Origin of the sequence: Aquimarina hainanensis, from assembly GCF_042684685.1 — a bacterium.
Taxonomy (GTDB): domain Bacteria; phylum Bacteroidota; class Bacteroidia; order Flavobacteriales; family Flavobacteriaceae; genus Aquimarina; species Aquimarina hainanensis.
This window is the reverse complement of sequence record NZ_JBHULX010000021.1, coordinates 48,186-71,111: the sequence shown is the minus strand read 5'-3', so window position 1 is coordinate 71,111 and position 22,926 is coordinate 48,186. Positions and strand designations below refer to the sequence as shown.

General features: G+C 34.8%; 16 protein-coding genes. 9 read left to right on the top strand and 7 right to left on the bottom strand.

The genetic code is table 11. The features are described 5' to 3' along the window. Positions 1–30: 30 nt before the first annotated feature. Positions 31–321 carry a hypothetical protein gene (locus ACFSTE_RS11190; RefSeq protein ID WP_378256884.1) on the bottom strand — a complete coding sequence of 97 codons (291 nt, stop codon included), beginning with the start codon at positions 319–321 and terminating at the stop codon, positions 31–33. A 435-nt stretch (positions 322–756) separates the two neighbouring features. On the opposite strand from ACFSTE_RS11190, the gene ACFSTE_RS11185 reads away from it, so the two are divergent. Then, complete coding sequence (locus ACFSTE_RS11185) at positions 757–1,953, top strand: serine hydrolase domain-containing protein (RefSeq protein WP_378256882.1); 1,197 nt, start codon at positions 757–759, stop codon at positions 1,951–1,953. Positions 1,954–2,008: 55 nt separating this feature from the next. On the opposite strand, the gene ACFSTE_RS11180 is transcribed toward ACFSTE_RS11185, so the two are convergent. The 3 genes from ACFSTE_RS11180 to ACFSTE_RS11170 form a co-directional block, all read right to left on the bottom strand. Beyond that, complete coding sequence (locus ACFSTE_RS11180) at positions 2,009–2,404, bottom strand: hypothetical protein (RefSeq protein ID WP_176028971.1); 396 nt, start codon at positions 2,402–2,404, stop codon at positions 2,009–2,011. 261 nt (positions 2,405–2,665) lie between these two features. After that, complete coding sequence (locus ACFSTE_RS11175) at positions 2,666–3,901, bottom strand: DUF4374 domain-containing protein (RefSeq protein ID WP_176028972.1); 1,236 nt, start codon at positions 3,899–3,901, stop codon at positions 2,666–2,668. A gap of 10 nt (positions 3,902–3,911) precedes the next feature. Continuing rightward, positions 3,912–6,287, bottom strand: coding sequence for a TonB-dependent receptor (locus ACFSTE_RS11170; protein ID WP_378256879.1), 2,376 nt, complete (start codon positions 6,285–6,287; stop codon positions 3,912–3,914). Between the two features lie 239 nt (positions 6,288–6,526). Here ACFSTE_RS11170 and ACFSTE_RS11165 point away from each other — a divergent pair, with 239 nt between their 5' ends. Then, entirely contained in the window at positions 6,527–7,537 is a 1,011-nt protein-coding gene (locus ACFSTE_RS11165) for a helix-turn-helix domain-containing protein (protein WP_378256877.1), read from the top strand. An 11-nt stretch (positions 7,538–7,548) separates the two neighbouring features. Here ACFSTE_RS11165 and ACFSTE_RS11160 read toward each other — a convergent pair whose 3' ends face one another. Further along, the gene (locus tag ACFSTE_RS11160; RefSeq protein ID WP_378256875.1) at positions 7,549–8,712 is read right to left on the bottom strand and encodes a PepSY-associated TM helix domain-containing protein; all 1,164 of its coding nucleotides are present in this window, start codon (positions 8,710–8,712) and stop codon (positions 7,549–7,551) included. Between the two features lie 295 nt (positions 8,713–9,007). Beyond that, the gene (locus ACFSTE_RS11155; protein WP_378256873.1) at positions 9,008–9,637 is read right to left on the bottom strand and encodes a DUF4494 domain-containing protein; all 630 of its coding nucleotides are present in this window, start codon (positions 9,635–9,637) and stop codon (positions 9,008–9,010) included. Between the two features lie 347 nt (positions 9,638–9,984). Here ACFSTE_RS11155 and ACFSTE_RS11150 point away from each other — a divergent pair, with 347 nt between their 5' ends. Together ACFSTE_RS11150 and ACFSTE_RS11145 are read left to right on the top strand one after the other, a co-directional pair. Continuing rightward, positions 9,985–13,374 carry an Ig-like domain-containing protein gene (locus ACFSTE_RS11150; protein ID WP_378256871.1) on the top strand — a complete coding sequence of 1,130 codons (3,390 nt, stop codon included), beginning with the start codon at positions 9,985–9,987 and terminating at the stop codon, positions 13,372–13,374. A 422-nt stretch (positions 13,375–13,796) separates the two neighbouring features. Beyond that, positions 13,797–16,868, top strand: a complete 3,072-nt coding sequence (locus tag ACFSTE_RS11145; RefSeq protein ID WP_378256869.1) for a basic secretory protein-like protein — start codon at positions 13,797–13,799, stop codon at positions 16,866–16,868. A gap of 234 nt (positions 16,869–17,102) precedes the next feature. Here the strand turns inward: ACFSTE_RS11145 and ACFSTE_RS11140 are convergent, their stop codons facing one another. Beyond that, positions 17,103–17,564 (bottom strand): Lrp/AsnC family transcriptional regulator, encoded by a 462-nt coding sequence (locus tag ACFSTE_RS11140; protein WP_176028979.1) that lies wholly within the window; start codon positions 17,562–17,564, stop codon positions 17,103–17,105. A 492-nt stretch (positions 17,565–18,056) separates the two neighbouring features. Between ACFSTE_RS11140 and ACFSTE_RS11135 the strand changes: the two genes are divergently transcribed. From ACFSTE_RS11135 to ACFSTE_RS11115, 5 genes are all read left to right on the top strand, one after another. Next, positions 18,057–18,965: an ROK family protein gene (locus ACFSTE_RS11135; RefSeq protein WP_378256866.1), complete on the top strand. Its 909-nt coding sequence runs from the start codon at positions 18,057–18,059 to the stop codon at positions 18,963–18,965. A 629-nt stretch (positions 18,966–19,594) separates the two neighbouring features. Continuing rightward, positions 19,595–20,440 carry a 3-hydroxyacyl-CoA dehydrogenase family protein gene (locus ACFSTE_RS11130; RefSeq protein WP_176028981.1) on the top strand — a complete coding sequence of 282 codons (846 nt, stop codon included), beginning with the start codon at positions 19,595–19,597 and terminating at the stop codon, positions 20,438–20,440. Between the two features lie 2 nt (positions 20,441–20,442). Next, a complete protein-coding gene (locus ACFSTE_RS11125) occupies positions 20,443–21,459 on the top strand; it encodes a 3-oxoacyl-ACP synthase III family protein (RefSeq protein WP_176028982.1) in 1,017 nt (338 codons plus the stop codon). 43 nt (positions 21,460–21,502) lie between these two features. After that, positions 21,503–22,504, top strand: coding sequence for a 3-oxoacyl-ACP synthase III family protein (locus tag ACFSTE_RS11120; protein ID WP_176028983.1), 1,002 nt, complete (start codon positions 21,503–21,505; stop codon positions 22,502–22,504). 62 nt (positions 22,505–22,566) lie between these two features. Continuing rightward, positions 22,567–22,845, top strand: a complete 279-nt coding sequence (locus ACFSTE_RS11115) for a hypothetical protein (protein WP_176028984.1) — start codon at positions 22,567–22,569, stop codon at positions 22,843–22,845. Positions 22,846–22,926: the final 81 nt, after the last annotated feature.

Here is a 22,926-nt window from a genome sequence, read left to right as displayed (position 1 = left end):
AACATAAATCCATAACGTTTAAAAGAGGGGTTAATCAGTAATTTTAATCGTCAAAGTTCCGTTTATTTCAACTCTTTTTCCCGTAGTCATTGCTTCTTTAAAAACAGCTTTAAATGCTTCTTTTTCTTTTAATAACTGGGCAATGCGTTCATCATCATAACTGGAATCAATATGTTGATTTCCTTCATGCATAGAAAGCCTGTGTAGTTTGTGAAAGTTTATTTTTTCTTTTATTAATGCATTCACAACATCCGAAGCTTCAGAAGGAGTAAATGTATTGTCTACCAATTGTATCTTGTCCATTACTTCTGTTGTAGTCATATCAGTTAAAAAATTATAATTAATAGTTTTTCGTTATGTCTGCTCTTTCTACTTTAATGTATTCGTATGCTGATAGGAATGCATCTACGTGTTATATAGCAGAAGTATTAATTATTTGTTTAAGCCCCGGTGAAGAAAGAAACGAGCAACTCTAAGAACAGTTTGTAGTACGCAGAGTAACCCGTTTCATAGTTTCCTCCATTTTTATTCACAGGGGCAAATATTAGATTAATTATTGATATATTTTTATTTATAATTATTATGTAATTCATTAATATTTTTTATTATAAAATAAATAGTAAAATATTCCTTTTTTGAAAAAAAGTATTAAAAGAAATAATTGAATTAAAAGTGAAAAAAAAGGTGCCAAAGTATCTGTTGGGGCGTTTTATATGTATAAGATCTGTTCATTTGTATAAAATCTAAAAAACGAACATGAAAAAAGTAATACAATTGTTAATCTGCTGCCTGGGAGCCTTTTTAGTGATAACTAATAGTTTTTCTCAAAAAGGAGAATCTACAGAGTCAATTCAGGAATTGGATAGTAAACTGGAAGAAATATTCAAAAGTTCAGACCTTACAGGAATTTCTATTGTAGTAGTAAATGACAAAGAAGTGTTTTATAACAATTCTTTTGGATATGCAGATGTAGCGACCCAAAAGCCGTACACAAATCATACGGTACATAATATTGGTTCTGTTTCCAAAACATTTATTGCTGCTGCTATTATGAAAGCTCAAGAGTTAGGAAAACTACGTTTAGACGATCCAATTAATCAATATCTGCCATTCCAGGTGATACACCCTAAATTTCCTGATGTGCCGATTACGTTGCGACATCTGGCACAACATACCTCGGGAATTAGTGATGATAATGCTTATCTAAGAGCATATGTGTTAGAAAATCCGATAGATGATTATTCTTATTTGCCAGATGATTTTGCAAAGAATCTAAAAGTTATCGCGCAGAATGAGGATCTTTCTTACGCGATGTTTTTTGAAAATGTGTTGTCCAAAAATGGAAAATGGTATTCAAATAAAAATTTCACAAAAAAAGCTCCTGGCAAGCGATATAACTATAGTAATATTGGAGCAGCTTTGGCAGCGTATGTGGTTGAAAATGCAACAGGAGTTCCTTTTGAGCAATTTACAAAACAGTATATTTTTGATCCTTTGGGGATGGAGAAAACAGCCTGGAAGATAAACGATAATAATCGGGAGGAATTCGCCTCCAGATATGTTACTAAAAATACGATGGTGCCAGCGTACCACCTGATTACGAGTTCAGATGGGGGGTTGATCACAAATACAGATGAATTTGGGGAATATTTGAAAGAAATTATCCGGGGAAGAAACGGGGAAGGTACGATATTGTCAAAAGCATCTTATGAAGAAATGTTTACCCGTACAGAAATAGGAAAAGAATCCAGTGGAATTTTTTGGGGAGTTAATGAAAAAGGAACTCTGAATCATTCCGGGAGTGACCCTGGGGTAGTAAGTATTGCTGCTATAAATCCCAGCCGTAATGTAGGCGTGTTTCTGATGACGAATATCAGTGCAGATGAAGACAAACAATTGATGGGAGCTGTTCTGGAAATATGGACAACTCTAAAGCATCATCGTTGGGAGTAAGTGTCATATCATAAAAAAAGCCATGTAGTAAACATGGCTTTTGCATATTGAAGTTTTAAACTTCTTTACGCCATTTGTTAATCAAAACAATCAAAACAATATTAATAATTGCAACAAACGATAATAAGATAACTTGAGAGAGATTAGTGCTACTTACCATGAAGGTTTCTATAACATGAGAGATGTTTAATAAGGCGAGTAAGAAAGCATACATGAGAGAGAATATTCTAAACCCTTTTCGTTCGTAAAATAACGTTAAGAATGCCATTATCATAGGAAGGATCATCGCTACAATGTGGATGATGTGAATGGCAATGGGAACACCATTGCTAAAAGGTTCTGTAGGGAGAGGTTTAAAGAAAATACTTTCTCCAACTTCTAATGTGCTGTGTATTGCTATACCCAGTGCAATTAATACCCATGAAATAAGAATTTTTTGTTGATTATTCATGTAGAGGGGAGTTTTTAAGGTAGTACATGTAAAAGAATAACTCCCTAAGTACTAACGAACGCAAGTTAGTGCTTAGCTGTTAATGGAGTTATTGCAAAAGAATTTGTAATAAAGATATGCGACGTAAACACTAAGGAGAACAATCTCCCTAGTGTTTTATGTAGCAAAAGGAATAACATATCACATGGTATCGTATTGCTTTCTTTTTCTTAGTTTTATAGATAAAATTTCCAGGAAAAGAAGGCGATACCTGTAATGTTTTTATAGAGGACTTAACTGGCTGGGAACTCCTCCAGAAAGAGAGAAAGCTTCATTTACCTCTCCATTAGCCGGGTTATACGTGTAATAGCCTTGATAATTAGAATTGCTAACCGCAAAATACACTAAGCCATCAATAACAACAGGACCACTGATACTAGAGCTTATAGATCCACTACTGGGAATTCCTGCTATTTTTGTGATCTTCTTGGTGTTTATGTCTACCATATATGCATCGACATCTTCTTCTCCAAGATTACTATAGTCAGAATTAATAGCAGATGATTTAAGCTTTATGTATAGTTTATCACCTACAACAGCAGGTCCTGCTAGACAAAAACTATTTCCTCCTATGAACTCATTAAAATCAAGTTTCCAGGAAGGGTCAATTTGATTACTTCCTGCTTTGATTCGAATGCATTTGGAGTGAGCAGGATCAGAAGTATTCCCGACTGGACTTGCAAGATAGATATCCCCATTGTCCGCTACTGTTGCATAATTTGAATTTTTTCTCTCGAAACCTAACCATATATAATCATTGTGCTGAGTTAATCCAATGAAGGTATCATTTGTTGTGTCAAATACAGCAACATAGCTTATATCAAAAGCATGTGTTCCATCTTCTTTTAGAAAAAATACTTGAGTATATAATTTTCCTTTGCTTTCCAGCATAAAAGAACCAATTCTGGTACTGGTAACTTCATCGGTAAGAATAGGAGTAATAGCTTCTGTTATGTCGATTTCTCCTGTTCGCTGCATAGTCGAAGGGTTAAATGTCTGGATTGCCGTACGACTTCTGTTTGCATCTGTATAATATCCCTTGGTAGGACTAACAACTTCAAAAGTAAATATTTTCTCATTAACAGCGATAAATCCTTCATCTGTAAAAGCATTGTTCTGATAACCGAATTTTTGTATCCCATTATCCCCTGCAGAGTTCGATGTATGGTATACAGCTCCATCAATAGCTAATCCGGTTGTGCGGGCAGCAGCTATTTGTGTTGCATTAGAGACTTTAGAAATGTCAATTGTACCGGAAAACATCTCCTCTGAGGAAATTAACAATCCACTGGAAGTATTAGGGTCAGTAATAACAAATAAGGAAACACCAGATTTTTCGGGACTTGTTCCTCCTCCATCAGGATTAGAAGGTTCAGAATTGTCATCACTACTACAACTACTTATGAGATACATCATTGATAGGATGTATGCACACATCTTAAAGGTCATTTTTTTCATTTTTCACTTTTTAATTAATTGAATACTTGATTTTTAAACGATAATTAATTCCAGGTTTTTGGACTCTAAATCCATCAAAGGCTTCGGCATCCAGGATATTGTTGATCTCTGCGTTAACCCAGAGTGGGGTACCAGAAACTTTATAGGTAATTCCTATATCTATTAGATTTTGAGTTGGAATTATATTTACTCCGGTGATGCCATTAACATCACCAAATAGAGGGGGTTCTTGCTCTTTGGAAACCGCATTTAGTAAGTATTTTTCTACGTAATTATAATTGCCGTAAAATTGCCAGTTTCCTTTTCCGATCAATTTTTTAGGGTGATAACGAAGTCCGATATTTCCAAAAAAGTATGGAATATTGGGTTGTCTGGAATCTTCGAGTAATCGAGAGTTAATATCCGTGTTTTTTCGTCGTATATCCTGATAGGTTACGGCTAGATTAAACCGAATGTTTTTAACCAAGCTCCCTTTTAGCATAAACTCTCCCCCAAGTATTCTGGCATCATCTGTATTTTGATAGCGAGAATATAATAGACTGAAGGGGCGCAGGAAAATATTGTTTTCGACAGCTCTATAGAATGTATTAATATCTAACCAGAGGTTTTGTTTTTTAGTGATATTAGAGTAAAATCCGAGATTGATATTATGACTCGTCTCAGGTTGCAGGTTGTAATTTCCAGAAATAAATATAGCATCTCCAAAATACTCCTCAGACTCTGGGATTCGGGTAGCTCGCTCATATGATATTCGCAGGTACCGGTGCTTGTTAATGTTGTATTTCATGGAATTACTTATACCATAACTATCATCGGAAAATTCTGGAATTTCACCATAATAATCATAAACCGAAGAGATAGAACTAGTGATAACCCCATATCTTTTTACGGAAAAAACATTGTCGATTTTGTTACCTAAAAAAGAAGAGGTAACCCCAATACCTGTAATGTTCCGTGTGTATTTTGCAGGAAACGTTAAGACATCTACATCTCTTCCAAAAGTTTCTGCCAATGGATCAGAACCAACTCTTTTTTCATAGATATAATTATGATTAAAGTTTAATTGATGGTTTTCATGGAGTTGGTAATTAGCATTGGCACGAATAGTCCAGTTATCGAAGTTAAGTCTCCTATATGATTTAGCATTTTGATTGGTCTCTCCTCCGTTGTCATTATCAGGAATAGGAAGTGGTTCTCCTAACCAGTTATATCTGTATGTGGGAGTATCATCGAATAGAGTATTTCGATCGCTATAGGCAGTGAAAAAATCCAGATGTAGTTTGTCGAACTGTTTTTGATACCTGATTGTAAAAATAGATGCATCTTCTTCATATATAGCTTCTCCATAAGGGATCGTAAGCCGAATATTATTTTGTAACTCTTTTTGCATGTCAAATCTGGAAAATCCAACTTCAAATAAATCGGCGATTTTAGTAGCTCGCGCACCTATTTTTGTTTCCAGGAACAAACTGTATATACCATCGTGAAATCGTTCAGCCTCAGTTGATTTGAGAACACCGGTGTCGGCATCAGGGATATCGACATTTATGGTGTAGTTATTATCTGATGTGATAAAATATGAAGTAGCAGCAGCAAAAAGTTTAGAATTAGGAATTGTCAAATATCCGTTTAGATTGACTTGGTGCGTATTAAAAGAAGCGACTCCGTAAGAAAGGTCCAAATGGTTTTTGTGATTGTTTTGAGAAATAAAGTTAACAGCACCACCCAAGGCATCAGCTCCTAAATCCACAGGTAGCACCCCTTTGTATATCTCTATATTGGTTAATTGATCAATGGGAACCATGCTCAAATCAAATGCTCTTCCAAGATAATCCAATGGGATTCCATCTTTGAAAAAACGAATGGCATTCCCCTGTAATCCATTAATATTGATAGAAGTTCCACTTCCAATACCTCCATTTTGTCGTACTTTAACTCCAGAAGTTTGATTCATGATTTGAGGGAGACTGATGGATTGAGCTTGTATCTTCTTTACATCAATTACTTCGATCTTAATAGGCTCTTCTCGTTTTCGCTGTACTTTTGACTTGCTTTGAAGAACGATTTCATCTAAGTTTTGACTTGTCTCTGATAAGGAAATACTAAGAAAAAGAGGTTTTCCTTTCTGAAGAAAAACAGTAACTATTTCTTTTTTAAAACCGAGCATGCTTACCTCTAGTTGATAATTGCCCAAAGGAGTTTTAGAAAGTTCAAAATAACCATTGATATCACTAATAGCTCCAATGGTTGTTCCTTTGATTAATACGGATGCTCCAGGTAATAGTTGTCCGTGTTTATCAGTTATTTTTCCTGAAAGAGCAGACTGACTTAATAGTGGGGGACTTATCAAAAACAAAAAGATAAGTACAAAATAACGCGGGTACATTTATTTTTATTTAGTTTAAATAATGAGCAAAAGTATTGTAGATTCTTCACCCTGTACCTACGCAAATAGAAGTTTTAATGCCGCAAAAGAATGAGGAGTAAAACTAATTTCCCCTTTTTTTATTGTATTTTTGCAATTGTAATTTAGACTGAATAAAATATAAAGAGAAGTGTTTTATTGTGTTGGAATACAGTGTGGAAACTGGTGTTTTTAGGGGCGATAAAGAAGAAAAAAGTATCATGGAATCAACGTTTAAATTTGAGCAGTATCAAGGGAAGAAATTAATAAGGAAAGAAAGAGAAGGGTTAAGAACAAATGAAATTGAAGAAAAGGTAATCGAAGTGGATGTTGATTTTTTTCAGGGAGAGAATCATGAAATTATGCTGGATGGGGTTAAGATTGATATTGGGAATGTCCTTATTAAACCTCCTCTGATTATGCAGGTGATGCATGATTTTCCGTTTCTTAAAATTCATTTTGAAATAGAAGGGCATAGTGAGTATATTCCTGATAATACCAAAAGTATTCCGATTATTATAAAAGGAGGGCAATATAATTTTTTCTATCTTCCAGAAGTAAAAGGGACATTGAGGTATCCAATCCGTAAAAGAAAGTCATTAGAAATTATTTTTACAGAACAGTATGTAAAGAAAATATTTAAAAACAATTTTAAAGAAGTAAGTACTGATTTTGGAGCAGCCTTAGAGAAAAAAATACCTTTTGCGATGTTCCCCGAAAGCAGGGAAATTCCTTCTCACTTGTCGTTGATTATAAATGATATCATCAATTGCTCTTATGAAAAAGAAATTAAACAAGTCTACCTGGAGTCTAAAATAATTGAGATTTTTAGTTTTCTGTTCACACAATTGAAAGATGAGAAAAAAGAAGAGAAGTGTGTGGTGCTAAAAAAACACGAGCATGAAGAAATATTAAAAGCAGAGCAGTTAATTAGGGAGAATATTCAGAATCCACCAACCATACTGGAGTTATCCAAACTATCAGGGATTAATCAACATAAACTGAAAACAAATTTTAAGTTAGTTTTTAAGGAACCTATTTTTTCATACCTTACTAGTATACGTATGGAAAAGGCAAAAAAAATGCTTATCGAAGAAGAACTTACGGTTTCTGAGGTAGCTTATGCTGTGGGATATAAAAACCCACAACACTTTACTACTGCATTTAAAAAGAAGTTTAACTATTTACCAAGTAATTTGAAAAAAGAATATTCACTAAAACAAAAGGTTTAGAATACGATTACTTATGCAATCCGTACTTTTTTGGTCCTTCTTTTTTCACGCTCCTTTTTCTTCTTTCTCAACCATAAAATAAAGCCGGTTACAGGAAGACTGGAACAGATAATTCCTATGATAAATGTGATAATTTTTCCGAATAATCCCCACCAATGTCCTACATGCAGGTCAAATACAGTTTGGTTAATTTTTGTATAATTATCTAAGGAAGCAGGAAGTACTACGCGATCCCCGGTATACCGATTCGTAAAAAAGAAATCTCCTTTAATCCATGATTTTAATCCGATTGTTTCACCTACTACAGTTAGATAATAAGGGTCAATTGCTTCATGCGGGAATCCAATTCTTATCTGCTTAGTTTCAGGGTTTGATAACTGTGTTTTAGAGATGACCTCATCTATAGAAAGCATTTTTCTTGTCGGATCGGGTTTGGGTAGGTGGGCTTCTATCAAAGCCTCCCCATCAGCAGTCCCCCCAAAACTGTTTTGAGTAATGCCTGTCAGTACTTTATATGCCATGATTAATCCAGTTACTGTTATTAGAAGTGCAGGGAGTAAAGCATAAAACCCAAGGATTTTATGAAGATCATATACTCTGCGTTTCCAATTGGTGTTTTGTTTGATGGTAAAAGAAGCTTTTCTCGCTTTTTTGTTCCATCGTTTAGGAAACCATAAGATAAGACCACTAATTAATTCCAGTAAAAAAATAATAGTAGCAATACCAACGATTGTTTGTCCAACCTTATACATTAAAATTTGGGCGTGGATTCGGGCAGCGATGAAAAAGAAAAACCAATAGGATCTTGAGTTTTTTAGAATTTCCCCAGAATAAGGATCCATATAAGTATATGTGAAATCTTTCATGTTTTTTTCCGAGGCAATTCGGAAGCTGCGATCAGAATCAGTATACGTGTCTACATAAAAAATTCCTCGCCTGGGTTGTTGTTCTTTAAATTTATCTATTAATGTTGCTACGGGAAGTTTTTCTTTTGAGGGGTCGACAGTTACATACTTAGCATCTCCTGCACATAATGAGACAAACTCATCGGCAAAAACAAATAATGTTCCGGAAAAAGATACGATAAATACGATTAAACCAGAGGTTAATCCCATCCATTCGTGTATAAATCTGATCAATCTTTTTGCGTCTCCTTTTTTGTAACTCTTTTTCATCAATGTTATTGGGTATAAAGTAGCTGCCGACTAATGAAATAGTATGAATAACCTCTGTGTTGAGGTATAGATAATATGCATTAGTAGGCATGGAGTGCGAAATTATTGTTATCCACTAAAAAGCCTATAACGTGATTAGAAGTTTTTACTACGCAAAAGAGATAAGTGGATAGAAGCGTACATAAAATAATAAGAGAAAACAATACAGCGCTGCTTTTCTGTTATAAGACATAAGGGGATTGCAAAAAAAAGGTTGCCAAAAAAGCAACCTTGAATATATATAGAAATTATTAGCTCAGAATATATTATTCTCAGAACTATCTGTTGAATCAGTTTCATTTACAGAGAGAACTTCTGTTTCTTCCGGACTGAAATCCGGTACTTTACTTTCAAGAGTATCAGTATCCGGAGTAGGTGGAACTGATGGAGGAATTTCTTCTTCTGAATGCATGGAAGCTTTTATCGATTTGAACTTTTCTAATTGATCTTCTTCTCCAGTAAAATAGGGAAAAACATCCATGATCGGAGATTCAGCTATTGCTGGGATTGTATAATCACTCATCGAATCTTTCATCATACGAGTAGTATTGTCAAACGCTTCTTTTATGTCATTAGCCTGTACCAAAAGATACATATTTGACTTTCTTTCTTTACCACTTTCTTCATCAAATGTAATAAGAGATACTTTTGATTTGAACCAGCGGTCAGAATTCTCGAAAGGATGAATTTCTGCAAAGTTGGCTATTTTTATATTTGTAATTTTGAATTCTTCACTAATATAGGCAGACATTTCCTCATTAATTCTAGTTTCAGCTTCCGTATAAGATAATGCATCAACTAAATAAGGTTCTGTTACCATTTTATGAGAACCAGACTCGTCAACTTTTCTATACTTGACTTTACATTCGTACCAGGTAGTATTCATATTCCTTTTTTTAGGAGAGCAAATATAGATGTTAATGAGACCTTCAGGAGATACCTGTTATAATAGATATTCACAATTTTAGAAAAAGGGATGTTTTGACAAGAGTAAAATGGTTTTTTGAGAGTGGATGTATGTACAAAAAAGGAGGTGGTTTCTTCCTGTAATTTTGAAAAGAAAAAGTGTTAAAAAAACAAAAAAAGAGGAAAAATGCACTTTAGTTCTGTTTTACTTCCAAAAACAGTTGGTTTTAAGTTGTTTAGCTAATTAATTTTTTGGGGTTATTTATTCTTTCTAATTTTTTTCTACGAATTATTACACACAAACATTTTAATTTAACTAATGTAATTATGAAAAAAACGAAATTAAAATCAAATTTTTGGAGGATAAGGACAATGTCTCTAAAGATTACTGCATTTTTATTTTTTCTGTGTTTATCGGGGCTAACCTATGCTCAGGTAAATACCGGAGGAAGTGCGACAACGGCAAATCATCAAAAGCAGGTAATAGGATATATTACCAATTGGGATGCATGGAAAAACAGCAAAGCAGGAGTTCCTTCTGCAGGAGCACTTACACACCTTAATATTGATTATTCGAAATATACTATTTTGAATTTTTCATTTTTTGGAGTAGCAAGAGACGGTTCTCTACACAGTGGAGATCACAGAAACAAAAAGATCTACCAGCAAGGGGTTTCTCAGGAGCCAAAAGATCTGTTCTATACAGATTTATATAGTAGCTGGGATTTACATATTCTTTTTGGAGAATTGGAATATGTAAATTATGTGAACGCGGATATAAAAAGAAGAGCGGAAGCACAAGGATTCCAGGTAGAAGTAGGTAGTAGTCGCTGGACTCATCCTACATGGGGATTAAGTGGAGGTCTTCCTTTACCGCTAAAAAAAGAAAACGGTGTTGCAGGTCTATTAGATATGGCACACCAGAAAGGAGTAAAAGTGATGGCTTCTATTGGAGGATGGAGTATGTGTAAACATTTTCCGGAAATGGCTGCTGATCCTGTAAAAAAAGCAAAATTTATCGATGATTGTAAAAGATTAATCGCTATTGGATTTGACGGAATTGATCTAGACTGGGAATACCCAGGACCTTATCCAGGAATGAATTTTACTGGAACTGATGCGGATTTTGCAAACTTCGAATCATTAGTAAAAGATATCCGTGCAGCGATTGGACCAGATAAATTGATTACTTCTGCGATGTCTGCGGATCCAAGAAAATTAGATGGATTTAATTGGGCTAATCTGGTAAGAGATATGGACTACTTTAATATGATGACTTATGACTTTAATGGAGGATGGTCTAATATTGCAGGACATAATGCACCAGTTTACCCATATACCGGAGCAGAAGTTCCATTTTTTAACTGGCAGTCAACATTACAAAAGCTCCAAGAGCATGGGGTACCAAGCAATAAAATATGTTTCGGAGCTCCGTTTTACGGAAGAGGAGTAATAACAGATGGTCCGGCAGATCTGAATGTGAAAACAGTAAAAAGATCAGAAAATATCCAACCAGACGGTCCTATAGAAACTGCAGCAGATTATACGAACTGGCCTAAAGAAGTATATGATGGAACACCCAATCATTTCTTTATCAAACAAAAAGCGTTGGGAGCGAATAGCGGATGGACAAGAAAGTGGGATGATGAAGCAAAAGTTCCTTATTTAGTAAAAGGAAATTTCTTCTTGAGTTATGATGATGAAGAGTCAGTAGGAATAAAAGCACAGTTTATAAATGATAATAACTTAGGAGGAGTAATTGTGTGGACTGTGTATGGAGATTTGGAAATCAGTGGAACAGCGACTTCTTTTGGTAGAAAACTAAAGAGATGGTCAAATGTAAAATCCCCATTGATTAATAAAATGAATGAAGTATTTGCCAATGGAGGTGGTGGAGGAAACCGTCCTCCTGTGGTTGATATTACAGCACCGGCTGATAATACGACAGTAGCTCCGGGAACAACAATTACGATTAAGGCAAATGCATCTGATCCTGATGGTACCGTTACTAAGGTAGAGTTCTATAACGGAACAATGAAACTAGGAGAAGATACCACTGCTCCATATGAATATGCATGGCAAAATGTACCATTAGGAAATTATACATTGACAGCAAAAGCAACAGACAATGAGAATGCAACAAAAAACTCACTCCCTGTTTCTATTACAGTAAGCGATGGTACACCTAATGAACCACCAACGGTGAGTATCACTTCTCCAGCAAATAATGCTACATTTGATGCAGGAGCTTCCATAGAAGTAACTGCATTAGCAGCAGATATTGATGGTTCTATAGCAAAAGTTGAGTTCTTTAGTAATGGAACGAAATTAGGAGAAAGTACAGCAAGCCCTCATAGTTATACAATTACAAATGCTGCTGTAGGGACATACTCTTTAACCGCAAAAGCAACTGATGATAAAGGGGCTATGGCTACGTCTGAAGCTGTAGCAATTACTGTGAAAACTGTAGGAGGAGGAGATTGTGCTAATATCCCACAGTACGTAGCAGGAACTTCTTATACTAAGAACCAAGAAGTAAAAAATGCAAGTCAAAAATTCAAATGTGATGTCCCAGGATGGTGTTCTTCAAATGCAGCATGGGCATATGAGCCAGGAAAAGGAGCGTATTGGCAACAAGCATGGACTAAAGTAGGAGACTGTGGAGGGTCTAATAACTCATCTCCTATAACGAGTATCACTTCTCCGGCTAATAACAGTACATTCCAGGCAGGAACAGCTATTACAATTCAGGCAACTGCTAGTGATAGTGATGGAACAGTAACTAAAGTGGCATTTTATTCAGGAAATACCAAGCTGGGAGAAGACACCACTGCTCCATATGAATATGTATGGCAAAATGCTGCCGCAGGAAGTTACTCGTTAACTGTTAAAGCAACGGATAATGAAGGAGGAACTGGAATGTCTTCTGCAGTAAGTATCACTGTTGAAGGAGGAGGTTCTAATACTCCACCTACAGCTAAGATTATGTCCCCAGCGAATGGAGCTACTTTTGATCAAGGAGCCCCTATTGTTGTTGATGTAACAGCAAAAGATTCAGATGGTACGATTGCTAAGGTAGAGTTCTTTAGTAATGGAACTAAAATAGGCGAAAGTACTACAGCTCCATATACTACTACGATTACGAATGCAGCAGCAGGGACTTATACCTTGACAGCGACAGCGACTGATGATAAAGGTGCTTCAGGATCTTCACAGTCAGTTGAGATTATAGTAAAAGTCGTTGGAGGAGGAGGATGTCCTAACATTCCTCAATATGTAGCAGGAACCTCTTATATTAGAAATGAAGAGGTGAAGAATGCTGGGCAAAAGTTTAAGTGTAATATCCCGGGATGGTGTTCTTCTTCAGCGGCATGGGCATATGCACCAGGAGAAGGAGCGTATTGGCAACAAGCGTGGACTAAAACGGGAACTTGTACTAGCAGAATATTCTTGGATAATAGTGAAATCAGTGTGTTCCCTAATCCTGTAGTAGGAGAAACAATTCAGGTGACTATGAAGTCAGAACAGAAATACGCAGATTTTAAATTAGAAATCTTTAATGCTAATGGAATTAAAGTACTGGATTTCAAGAATACTGTAGTTGAAAAAGGCAGCAACACAAAAACATTTAATATAAGTACTTTACAAGAAGGACTCTACTTCTTTACTATTACTAAAGGTAAAGAGAAAGTAAGAGGTAAAATTGTAAAGCGATAAAATAGTGTATTGCTATAGTTAATATGTAGGGTATTAAGCATAGCCAAAGCCCGGTTTATTCAGCAGAATAAATCGGGCTTTTATATTGGGATAAGAATACGATAGTTGTATGGTAACATTTGAAAGGTTTTATGGGGTTTTGTGGTAACATATTGTAATAGTTAAGTGTTTTTTTGTAGTTTTTTAAGGTTTTTTTGTAAAATTTTAGGATGAAAGTATAAGAGTGTCTGGGATAACGGCTAATAAAAAAAAAGGATAAAGACTTTCTTTTTAGGATTTCGAAGTAAAAAAAACTTTTTATTGAAGTATTGGCAAAAATATTCACTGAATTTGCTTAAAAATTGAATTTTTTGCTTTTCAATGGGTAATTTTACTGGTAACTAATAGTCTCTTAGAAATAAGAAACATAACACAGACTCAACATGAAAACCAAGACAAAGGTCATACTTGGATTAAGTATGATAGCCACGATTTTGGTTTCCGGTAAAGAACTACCCTCCGGAGACCATCAAACAAGAACAAATTCAATTAATGTGCAACCATGTGAATGGGGAAATAGTTTTCTGACTCCAACTGTCGATTTCAAAGATACAGACAGAGGCTCCGTTGGATCGAGAATTTTCCATCAAATGATTTCTAATCCAGAACAGTATATGCAGCAAAAGTGTCTGGAAGTAGCCAGAGTGCTGTATAGAAGATCACAAGAAGCTCCCAGATTCAGAAAACTAGGATTTAATATCCAGAAAAAAGATGGACAAGGAAACAGTTTTGTTGCATATTTATTAAAAGGAGATAATGAACTGACAATTGTAGTGAGTTCAGAACACCTTACTAAAATCTACCAGGATTCAGGGAATAATGGACAGATTATTAAAGACGAAATTGATGGGATATTGTATCATGAAGTAACACATGGATACAATCATTCTCCAGAAGCAGGAGGAACCTATGACGGATCTTCTCCATTTTGGGCATATACGGAAGGAATCGCAGATGCTGTAAGAATACATGCTGGTTTTCATCAAACCAGAACTCCTGATCCGAATAACGGGAGAAAATGGCTGGGAGGATATACTACTACAGGTTTCTTTTTGCACTATGTGTCTCAGAAATACGACAAAAACTTTTTGTATAAATTCAATGAAGCGGCAAAAGATTTAGGGAAATCCTGGTCATTTGATGCTTCATTCAAGAGCATATTAGGAAAAGGAGTAGAACAGGTATGGAATGAATACAAAAACTACATTAATAGTAATAATAAGTTGGATTATGATGGAGATTATCCATGGGTTCTTGATTGCTCTGGAGGAGGAGGAAATCCTACTGATGATGTAGATATTACGAATGATGGTGGAGTTGTAACAAGTCAACATAACGATTCTCCAAACGGAGAAGGAATAAACCAATTAATTGATGATAATATAAATACTAAATACCTTACTTTTAATAATAAAGGATGGGTGAAATATGAAGCGACAAAAACCTATAAATTATCTTCGTATACTATTACTTCTGGGAATGACGCTCCAAATAGAGACCCTAAAAGCTGGACATTAGAAGGATCTGTCAATGGGTCAAACTGGACAGTAATTGATCAGAGAAATAATCAGGATTTCCCTAATAGAAGGCAAAAAAGAACATTCACTATACAGAACGCAGGAACATTTAAAAGTTACCGCTTAACGCTTACGAATAATAGCGGAAATATTTTGCAATTATCAGAAGTAGAGTTGTTTGGTAAAGACTCAGATATTGTTGTAGATGCACCTGTAGCTTCATTTACGGCGAACCAACAAACGATCACAGAAGGAAACCAGATAACTTTTTCTAATACTTCTACGGGAGCACAGCAATACGAATGGACATTTACAGGAGGTAATCCTTCCACAAGTACAGCTAAAAATCCTGTAGTTCGATATGATAGAGAAGGAAGATATGATGTACAACTAAAAGTAACAAATAGCGCAGGGTCAGATTCAGCTGTAAAAAGAGGATATATTACTGTGACTAGAAGAGGAACTGACACCTGTGAGTGGGGGAATGATTTCCTAACTCCAACAATAATCTTTAAAGATTCAGATGGAAGTTCGACAGGATCTCAAGTGTTTCATCAGGTGATTCCGGATGCAAAAAGACATATGCAGCAAAAATGCTTAGAAGTTGCTCAGATTCTGTACAGAAGATCATCAGAAGCTCCTAAGTTCAGACAATTAACTTTTGAGATTAAAGATGGAGATTTTGTAGCGTATAAATATGGAGATGGAGATGCAATTGGAATTGTGGTAAGTACGAGACATTTAACAAAAATTTATAGAGATTCAGGGAATGATCCTCAGGTGATTAAGGATGAAATTGATGGGATTTTATACCATGAAGTAACACATGGATATAACAATTCCCCAGAGGCAGGAGGAACATATGACGGTTCTTCTCCATTCTGGGCATATACAGAAGGAATAGCTGATGGAGTTAGAATCTATGCAGGATATCATCAAACCAGACAACCTGATGTGAATAATGGAAAAAGATGGCTAGGAGGATATACTACTACAGGTTTCTTTTTGCAATATGTAACTCAGAAATATGACAAAAACTTTATCTATAAGTTTAATAAGGCAGCAAAAGATTTAGGAAAATCATGGTCATTTGATGCTTCATTCAAGAGCATATTAGGAAAAGGAGTAGAGCAGGTATGGAATGAGTATAAGAATTTTATTAATAGTAATGGAAAACTAGATTATGATGGAGATTATCCTTGGGTATTAGATTGTTCTGATGGAGGAGGAGGAGACCCTGGAGGAGAAGTTGATATAACCAATGACGGAGGAACTGTATCAGGAGAGTATTCGGATTCGCCTTCCAGAGAAGGAATAGAGAATCTGATTGATGATCAGTCAACTACAAAATATCTGACATTCCATAACAAAGCATGGGTACAGTACAAGGCTAAAAAATCATATAAACTAGTATCTTATACGATTACTTCTGGGAATGATGCACCTTCCAGAGATCCAAAAGACTGGGTGTTGCAAGGTTCTAATAACGGAAGATCATGGGTAGTATTAGATGAGAGAAATAATCAGGACTTCCCTAATAGAAGAGAGAAAAGAACATTTACAGTACAAGATGCTGGTGTGTACTCGTATTATAGATTGACATTAACAAATAATAGTGGAAACATTCTTCAGCTATCAGAGATAGAATTATTCGGTAAGGAAACAAGTTTGCGTAGTAACCAAAAGAACCTGGAGGAAGCTATCGAAATTTCGACTTATCCAAATCCGGTTAGAGATAAAATCTATATTCAGAGATCATTACAGCTTAAGAATAAGGCAGTTCAATTAGAGGTATACGATATTCAGGGAAGAATGATCCTGAAAACAGTTACCAAAGGAAATGAATTAGATGTACAAAGAATAGATAGCAAAATGTACTTTATGATGGTTAGGTATAACGGTAGCGTAGTCTATAAAGGACGTTTTGTGAAACAATAAATTGATATCGATTATTTTGATGTGAAGTTACTGCGAGATATAAGAAAGAGTGCATAACAATTTTAGAACACAACAGATGATTTAATAAATGATCTTTGGTTTTGGATTACTCAAAAAAAGTATTCTTTCTTCTCGCGGTTCTTGGTTAGAGTACGATATGATTTAATAGGGTTCAAAAAAAGGGCGTAGCAGAAGAAGCTACGCTCTTTATTTTATTCGGATAAAGTATAGATATTATAGGTACAATTCGGAAGTTTGTTTAATGACTTTTAAAGAAAAAGTAGTATTGAGAATTCCAATATTTTCAATTTTAGAAAGTTTCGTTCTTACAAACTCATGATACTCTTCCAGACTTCTCATATTTATTTTTAATAAAAAGTCTACCTGCCCAGCCATGTGGTAACATTCCTGTACTTCTTTTAGATTAAGAATTTGATTTTCAAACTTGTCAATAAAAGATTCATGGTGTGATTGCAAAGATACCTGGCAAAAGGCAGTAATAGGTAAATCGATAAGATTCTTATTGACGATGGCAACATATTTTTCAATATACCCTCTTTTTTCTAACCTTTTGATACGTTCATAGATAGGGGATACTGTAAGGTTTAACAGGTTAGCGATTTCCTTAGCGGTTTTTTTAGAATCTCTTTGAAGTATTCTAAGAATGGTCTTGTCTGTGTTGTCTAATAGTTCCATAGCAATAAAAACTCTTTTTCTTCACTTTTTATTCTTTCTCTGCAATGTGCTTTTGAACAGTAGGGAATAGTTCTAAATAATCACTCTTTATATTTCATGACTGCTTAGTAATAAGCTACCTGTTCATAATTTAGAAAGTAATATATAAGATTTTTAGTTTATGAGTCATTATTTTGAAATAAATATGCAGAAGATCGTAAATATTACTGTTTTTGTTGTTTTTTTATGATTTAAAAAGGAAAAAACATAAGAAAAATAACTTTTGAAAAGAATAAAAACTGTTCTTTAGATTTGATGATTGTAAGGAGAATAAATAGTATAAATTTGAAGGATTAAATTAGATAATAATTTACGTTAAAAGTGAGTGTGTTATCCGATTAGAAAAAAACAATTTGTTTTTTTAAAGAGAAAAATTCAGAAAAAGAAAAGTTTTTACGTACTTGTCTTTTTGTTGGATCAAATTGAGTGTAAAAACAGATAGTGAATAATAACATGATATTAGGTGTAGATATAGGAGGAAGTCATATTACAGTAGCTTGTATTGATATAGATAAAAAAGAAATAATAAAATCTCAATTAGTAAGTGTACCGGTTGATAGTCAGGGGACAGCAGACGATATTATTGATAGGTGGGTATATGCTATAAAAGAAGCCAAAAAAGGAATACCCCCGGGAGCATTGGAAGGAATAGGAATTGCAATACCTGGACCTTTTGATTATTACAACGGTATTTTTGCTTTTAGAATGGAGCAGAAATACGATGCATTGTTTTGTATGAATATCAAAGAGATATTAGTGAGAAGGTTAGAATTATCCGATGATACATTAATGCGATTTTATAATGATGCAGCCTGTTTTGGAATTGGAGAAGTATGGAAAGGCAAACTGAAAAATATAAAAAGAGGACTGGCAATTACCTTAGGGACTGGATTTGGAGCTTCTTTTCTTTTTCACGGGCTTCCGATTCAATCAGGAGAAGATATTCCTAAAGATGGAGAATTATATCACGTGCCGTTTAAGGCAGGTATTGCAGATGATTATTTCTCTACCCGTTGGTTTGTCAAGAAATATGCAGAACTTACAGGAGAAACTATTGCAGGAGTAAAAGAACTCACAGAAGCAGAAGATAAGAAACTAATTACAGCAACAATTTTTAAAGAATTCTCAGAAAATCTGGCGCAGTTTTTAGCACCGTGGTTGCTCACATATGAAGCAAGTGCACTTGTTATAGGAGGGAACATTGCAAATGCATGGAATTTTTTCTATCCTATACTTAAAAAAGAATTAGAAAAGCGAAAGTGCTACACAGAATTACATAGAAGTGAATTGCAGGAAGATGCAATTTTATTAGGAAGTGCTCGCTTGGTAAATGATATTTTTTATAAAGGATTGAGTTTCTAAACCTTCTTTTCCATAAAAAAATCAGATGGGATTCTTACTTTAAAAGGTATGAATCCCATTTTTTTATCCTTATATAAGGTTAAAAAAATGTAAATTTTATTACAAAACAGTTAATAATTTGAGGTGTAAGCGCTTGTAAAACAGTTTGTTGTTTTGGTTTTACTGTTTTATTGTAATTATTGTAGGGTTTTTGTGTATCTATCATAAATAGCAAATTACCTATATTTGACTGCCGCTATATTCAGGCATTTAGATGTCGATACAATCTTAAGCAGTCGACTATATAAAAATTAATTCATCACGTCAATTTCTAAAAAAGACAACATTGTGAGTTAAAGAAGCGAAGCTTTGCTCATAAGTGAACAATCAATAAACATCAATATTTTCCTAAGGATTGTATCAGATGCTATGAATCCCCCTTTTCTAAATTAAGTAATCAAATAGCGATCAGTTCTATTTTGATCAATAAGAAGATATCGATACGTTCATCGGGTTCATAATCAGTATACAAACTCAGGTTCTTCACAATAAAAAATCGTTGGTTTTTCATTAAGGTGTAGCATTTAATTGCATTTAGAATAGAAACGTGCATTCTTATTAATAGAAATCAAATAATTAAACATACAGAAATGAGTCAACAAAAAGAAAAAATAGGAGTTATTGGACATGGATTAATGGGGAGGGGAATTATTCATTCGTATGCAGAAAATGGATTTGAAGTAGTCGCGGTTAAAAGAAGAGATAATGACACTCGATTAGAAGATCATTTTCGACATGAAATAAAAAAAGGACGATTAGAAGAAGAGCAATACACAACTATAAAGAAACAGATTACTTCTACCACTGATTTGTCTGCGATTGCAGACTGTCAGTTAATCATAGAAAATATAAGTGAAAATGTAGCAGAGAAAGTAGCGCTTTTTGATACTTTGGAAAACCTGTGTCCTCCCGAAACAATTTTTGCTACAAATACTTCCAGTATTCCTATCGGGAAAATGGCAAAAAAAACCAAAAGACCAGAAAAGGTAATAGGGTTACATTATATGTCTCCGGTTCAGGTAATGGACTTAGTAGAGATTGTAAAGGGGTTAGAGACTTCTAAAGAAACATTGGATACCTGTATAGCTATTAATAAACAAATCAATAAGGTACCGGTAGTGGTAAAGGATTTCCCTGGATTTGTAGCCAGTAGATTAGTATCTACTTTGGTGAATGAAGCTTCTTTTATTTATATGCAGGGAGTAGCAGAAGCAGAAGCAATCGATGAAATTGCTAAGTTAGGAATGAACCTTCCGGTTGGTCCTTTAAAACTGGCAGATTTAGTAGGACTGGATACTGCACTGTATACATTAGACAGTTTATTCGAAAATTTTAAAGATCCTAAATACAGAGCAAACCCTTTATTGCGTACAATGGTAGAGTCAGGTCATTTGGGAAGAAAAACAGGAAAAGGTTTTTACGACTATAATAAATAAAGATGAAAACACTTAGAAACGTTGGAATTGCAGGAACTGGATTTTATTTTCCGGAACAAAGAGTTAGTAATGACGATTTGAAAAAACATATGGCAACTTCTTCTTCTTGGATAGAAGATAAAATAGGTATCAAAGAAAGAAGAGTCGTAGCAGAAGATGAATGTTTGTCAGATCTGGCATATCATGCATCTAATGAAGCGATAGAAAAGGCAGAAATATCAGTAGACGATATTGATTTAATTATTGTTTGTGCCGTGAACCAGGATAAAAGAATTCCGGCAACAGCCAACATATTGCAGAAAAAGCTGAAAGCAAAAAATGCAGCTACCTTTGATGTAAATGTAGGAGGGTGTCCAGGGACTGTATATGCCTTGGTAATAGGACAGCAATTTGTGACATCCGGGATGTATGATACTGTTTTGGTTGTTTCTGGAGAGGTGTACTCCAAACTACTGGATTGGTCCGACCGAAATATTTCCATGTTTTTTGGGGATGGGGTTGGAGCCGCTATATTAAAACCCTGCAAGCCAGGAAAAGGAATTTTGTCTTCTGTACTGGGAGCAGATAGTGAATGGGGAGCAGATAAGGTAGTGATGGAAGGAGGATCATTACATACCTATTCAGAACACCTTATCAAAGAAAACCGCCATAGAATTAGAATGGACAATCGAGAAGTTTGGAATTTTGGAACTACTATTTTTCCTAAAATCGTTAAAGAAGCTTCTGCCAAGGCAAATATAGAAGTTGATAAGCTGGATTTAGTAATACCTCATCAGGCTAATATCAATATGATTAAACACGGAATGAAAACATTGCGATTAGGAATGGATAAGGTGTTTACCAACTTAGAATACTATGCTAATACAGGAGCGGGCTCAGTAATTATTGCATTAGCAGATGCAGTAGCTCAAGAAAAAATAAAAGAAAATGATACCATTGCCTTAGCTTCATTTGGGGCAGGTTTTTCCTGGGGATCAGCCATTGTGAATTGGTGTAGTAAAGAAGACTTTATCAATTAGTCTTTTTTATTAAAAACAAATGTACAAACGTTAATAGATCATTATGGTAGCATCGAAAATATCCCAATTAGCTTATTACTTACCAACAGCAACCCTTAGCAATGAAGAATTACAAAAAGAATTCCCGGAACTGGATATAGATAAAACAGAATCCAAATTAGGAATAAAGAAAAGGCATATCAGTGCTCAGAATGAAACAGCTTTAGATCTGGCAGTCAAGGCTTCGGAGAATGTGTTGAGTAACTTTGATAAAGAAGCCATAGATTTTGTGATTTTATGTACGCAAAGTCCTGATTATTTTTTACCTACCTCCGCCTGTATTCTTCAGGATAGATTACAGCTAAAAAAAGATATTGGTGCGTTGGATTATAACTTGGGATGCTCCGGTTTTGTGTACGGATTAGCCATGGCAAAAGGATTGATCAAAGGAAATATAGCTTCGAATGTATTACTAGTTACCGCAGAAACCTATTCTAAGTATTTGCACAAAAGGGATAGAGGAAATCGCTCTATATTTGGTGATGGTGCTACTGCGACCATCATATCTTCCTCAGATAAAGAACAGATTATGGATTTTGTTCTGGGAACAGATGGAGGAGGAAAAGATAAGCTAATAGTGCATAATGGAGCCATGAGGAATTGTACGGAATTTGCAGCAGAAGAAGTGATCGACAAGTCTGGAAATATTACTTCCAGAAACCACCTGATGATGAATGGACCTGATATTTTTAATTTTACAATTAAGAATATCCCGCAGGCAGTTTCCCAATGTTTGTCCAAAAATAACATTACGCTGGAAGATATAGACTTTGTTATTTTTCATCAGGCAAATAAATATATTCTGGAATATCTGAGAAAAAAAACAAAGATTCCCGAAAGTAAATTTTATATCAACCTAGAAAATACAGGGAATACAGTTTCATGTACCATACCTATCGCAATACAGGATTGTCTGAACAGTAAGAAAATAAAAGCAGGAGATAAAGTCATGCTTGTAGGTTTTGGAGTTGGACTTTCCTGGGCAATGACTGTAGTAGAGATATAGTCTGTTATAAAATATCCCCATCACACTTTTACAAAAAAACACTAATTATAAAACACACATAAATGAAAGCAATGACAATTGATCGGTTTATTGAAATTATCAAAGATGACCTGGAACTGGCTAAAGATGAAAATGTACAATTAGATACAGAATTAGAATCATTAAGTAAGTATGATTCTATGTCAAAACTGTTTTTAATTACGTTAGCAGATGAACATTTTGATGTTCAACTAATGGCAGAACAAATCGATGGTTTAACTACAATTCTCAGCTTTGTAGAGTTGATTGGAGTAGAGAAATTCGAATTAGAGCACCCTCTAGCAGAAAACGCTGTAAGTTGATTGAGGTCTTGTATGTAATATTATTATCCATAGGAGTATAGGTGCTTTCTATGAAGTTTATCGCTCAGCTAATTATTCCCC

Excerpts from the sequence above, each read along its gene's own strand:
- ACFSTE_RS11190 (WP_378256884.1), bottom strand. The coding sequence starts at position 321 with ATGACTACAACAGAAGTAATGGACAAGATACAATTGGTAGACAATACA.
- ACFSTE_RS11185 (WP_378256882.1), top strand. The coding sequence starts at position 757 with ATGAAAAAAGTAATACAATTGTTAATCTGCTGCCTGGGAGCCTTTTTA.
- ACFSTE_RS11180 (WP_176028971.1), bottom strand. The coding sequence starts at position 2,404 with ATGAATAATCAACAAAAAATTCTTATTTCATGGGTATTAATTGCACTG.
- ACFSTE_RS11175 (WP_176028972.1), bottom strand. The coding sequence starts at position 3,901 with ATGAAAAAAATGACCTTTAAGATGTGTGCATACATCCTATCAATGATG.
- ACFSTE_RS11170 (WP_378256879.1), bottom strand. The coding sequence starts at position 6,287 with ATGTACCCGCGTTATTTTGTACTTATCTTTTTGTTTTTGATAAGTCCC.
- ACFSTE_RS11165 (WP_378256877.1), top strand. The coding sequence starts at position 6,527 with ATGGAATCAACGTTTAAATTTGAGCAGTATCAAGGGAAGAAATTAATA.
- ACFSTE_RS11160 (WP_378256875.1), bottom strand. The coding sequence starts at position 8,712 with ATGAAAAAGAGTTACAAAAAAGGAGACGCAAAAAGATTGATCAGATTT.
- ACFSTE_RS11155 (WP_378256873.1), bottom strand. The coding sequence starts at position 9,637 with ATGAATACTACCTGGTACGAATGTAAAGTCAAGTATAGAAAAGTTGAC.
- ACFSTE_RS11150 (WP_378256871.1), top strand. The coding sequence starts at position 9,985 with ATGAAAAAAACGAAATTAAAATCAAATTTTTGGAGGATAAGGACAATG.
- ACFSTE_RS11145 (WP_378256869.1), top strand. The coding sequence starts at position 13,797 with ATGAAAACCAAGACAAAGGTCATACTTGGATTAAGTATGATAGCCACG.
- ACFSTE_RS11140 (WP_176028979.1), bottom strand. The coding sequence starts at position 17,564 with ATGGAACTATTAGACAACACAGACAAGACCATTCTTAGAATACTTCAA.
- ACFSTE_RS11135 (WP_378256866.1), top strand. The coding sequence starts at position 18,057 with ATGATATTAGGTGTAGATATAGGAGGAAGTCATATTACAGTAGCTTGT.
- ACFSTE_RS11130 (WP_176028981.1), top strand. The coding sequence starts at position 19,595 with ATGAGTCAACAAAAAGAAAAAATAGGAGTTATTGGACATGGATTAATG.
- ACFSTE_RS11125 (WP_176028982.1), top strand. The coding sequence starts at position 20,443 with ATGAAAACACTTAGAAACGTTGGAATTGCAGGAACTGGATTTTATTTT.
- ACFSTE_RS11120 (WP_176028983.1), top strand. The coding sequence starts at position 21,503 with ATGGTAGCATCGAAAATATCCCAATTAGCTTATTACTTACCAACAGCA.
- ACFSTE_RS11115 (WP_176028984.1), top strand. The coding sequence starts at position 22,567 with ATGAAAGCAATGACAATTGATCGGTTTATTGAAATTATCAAAGATGAC.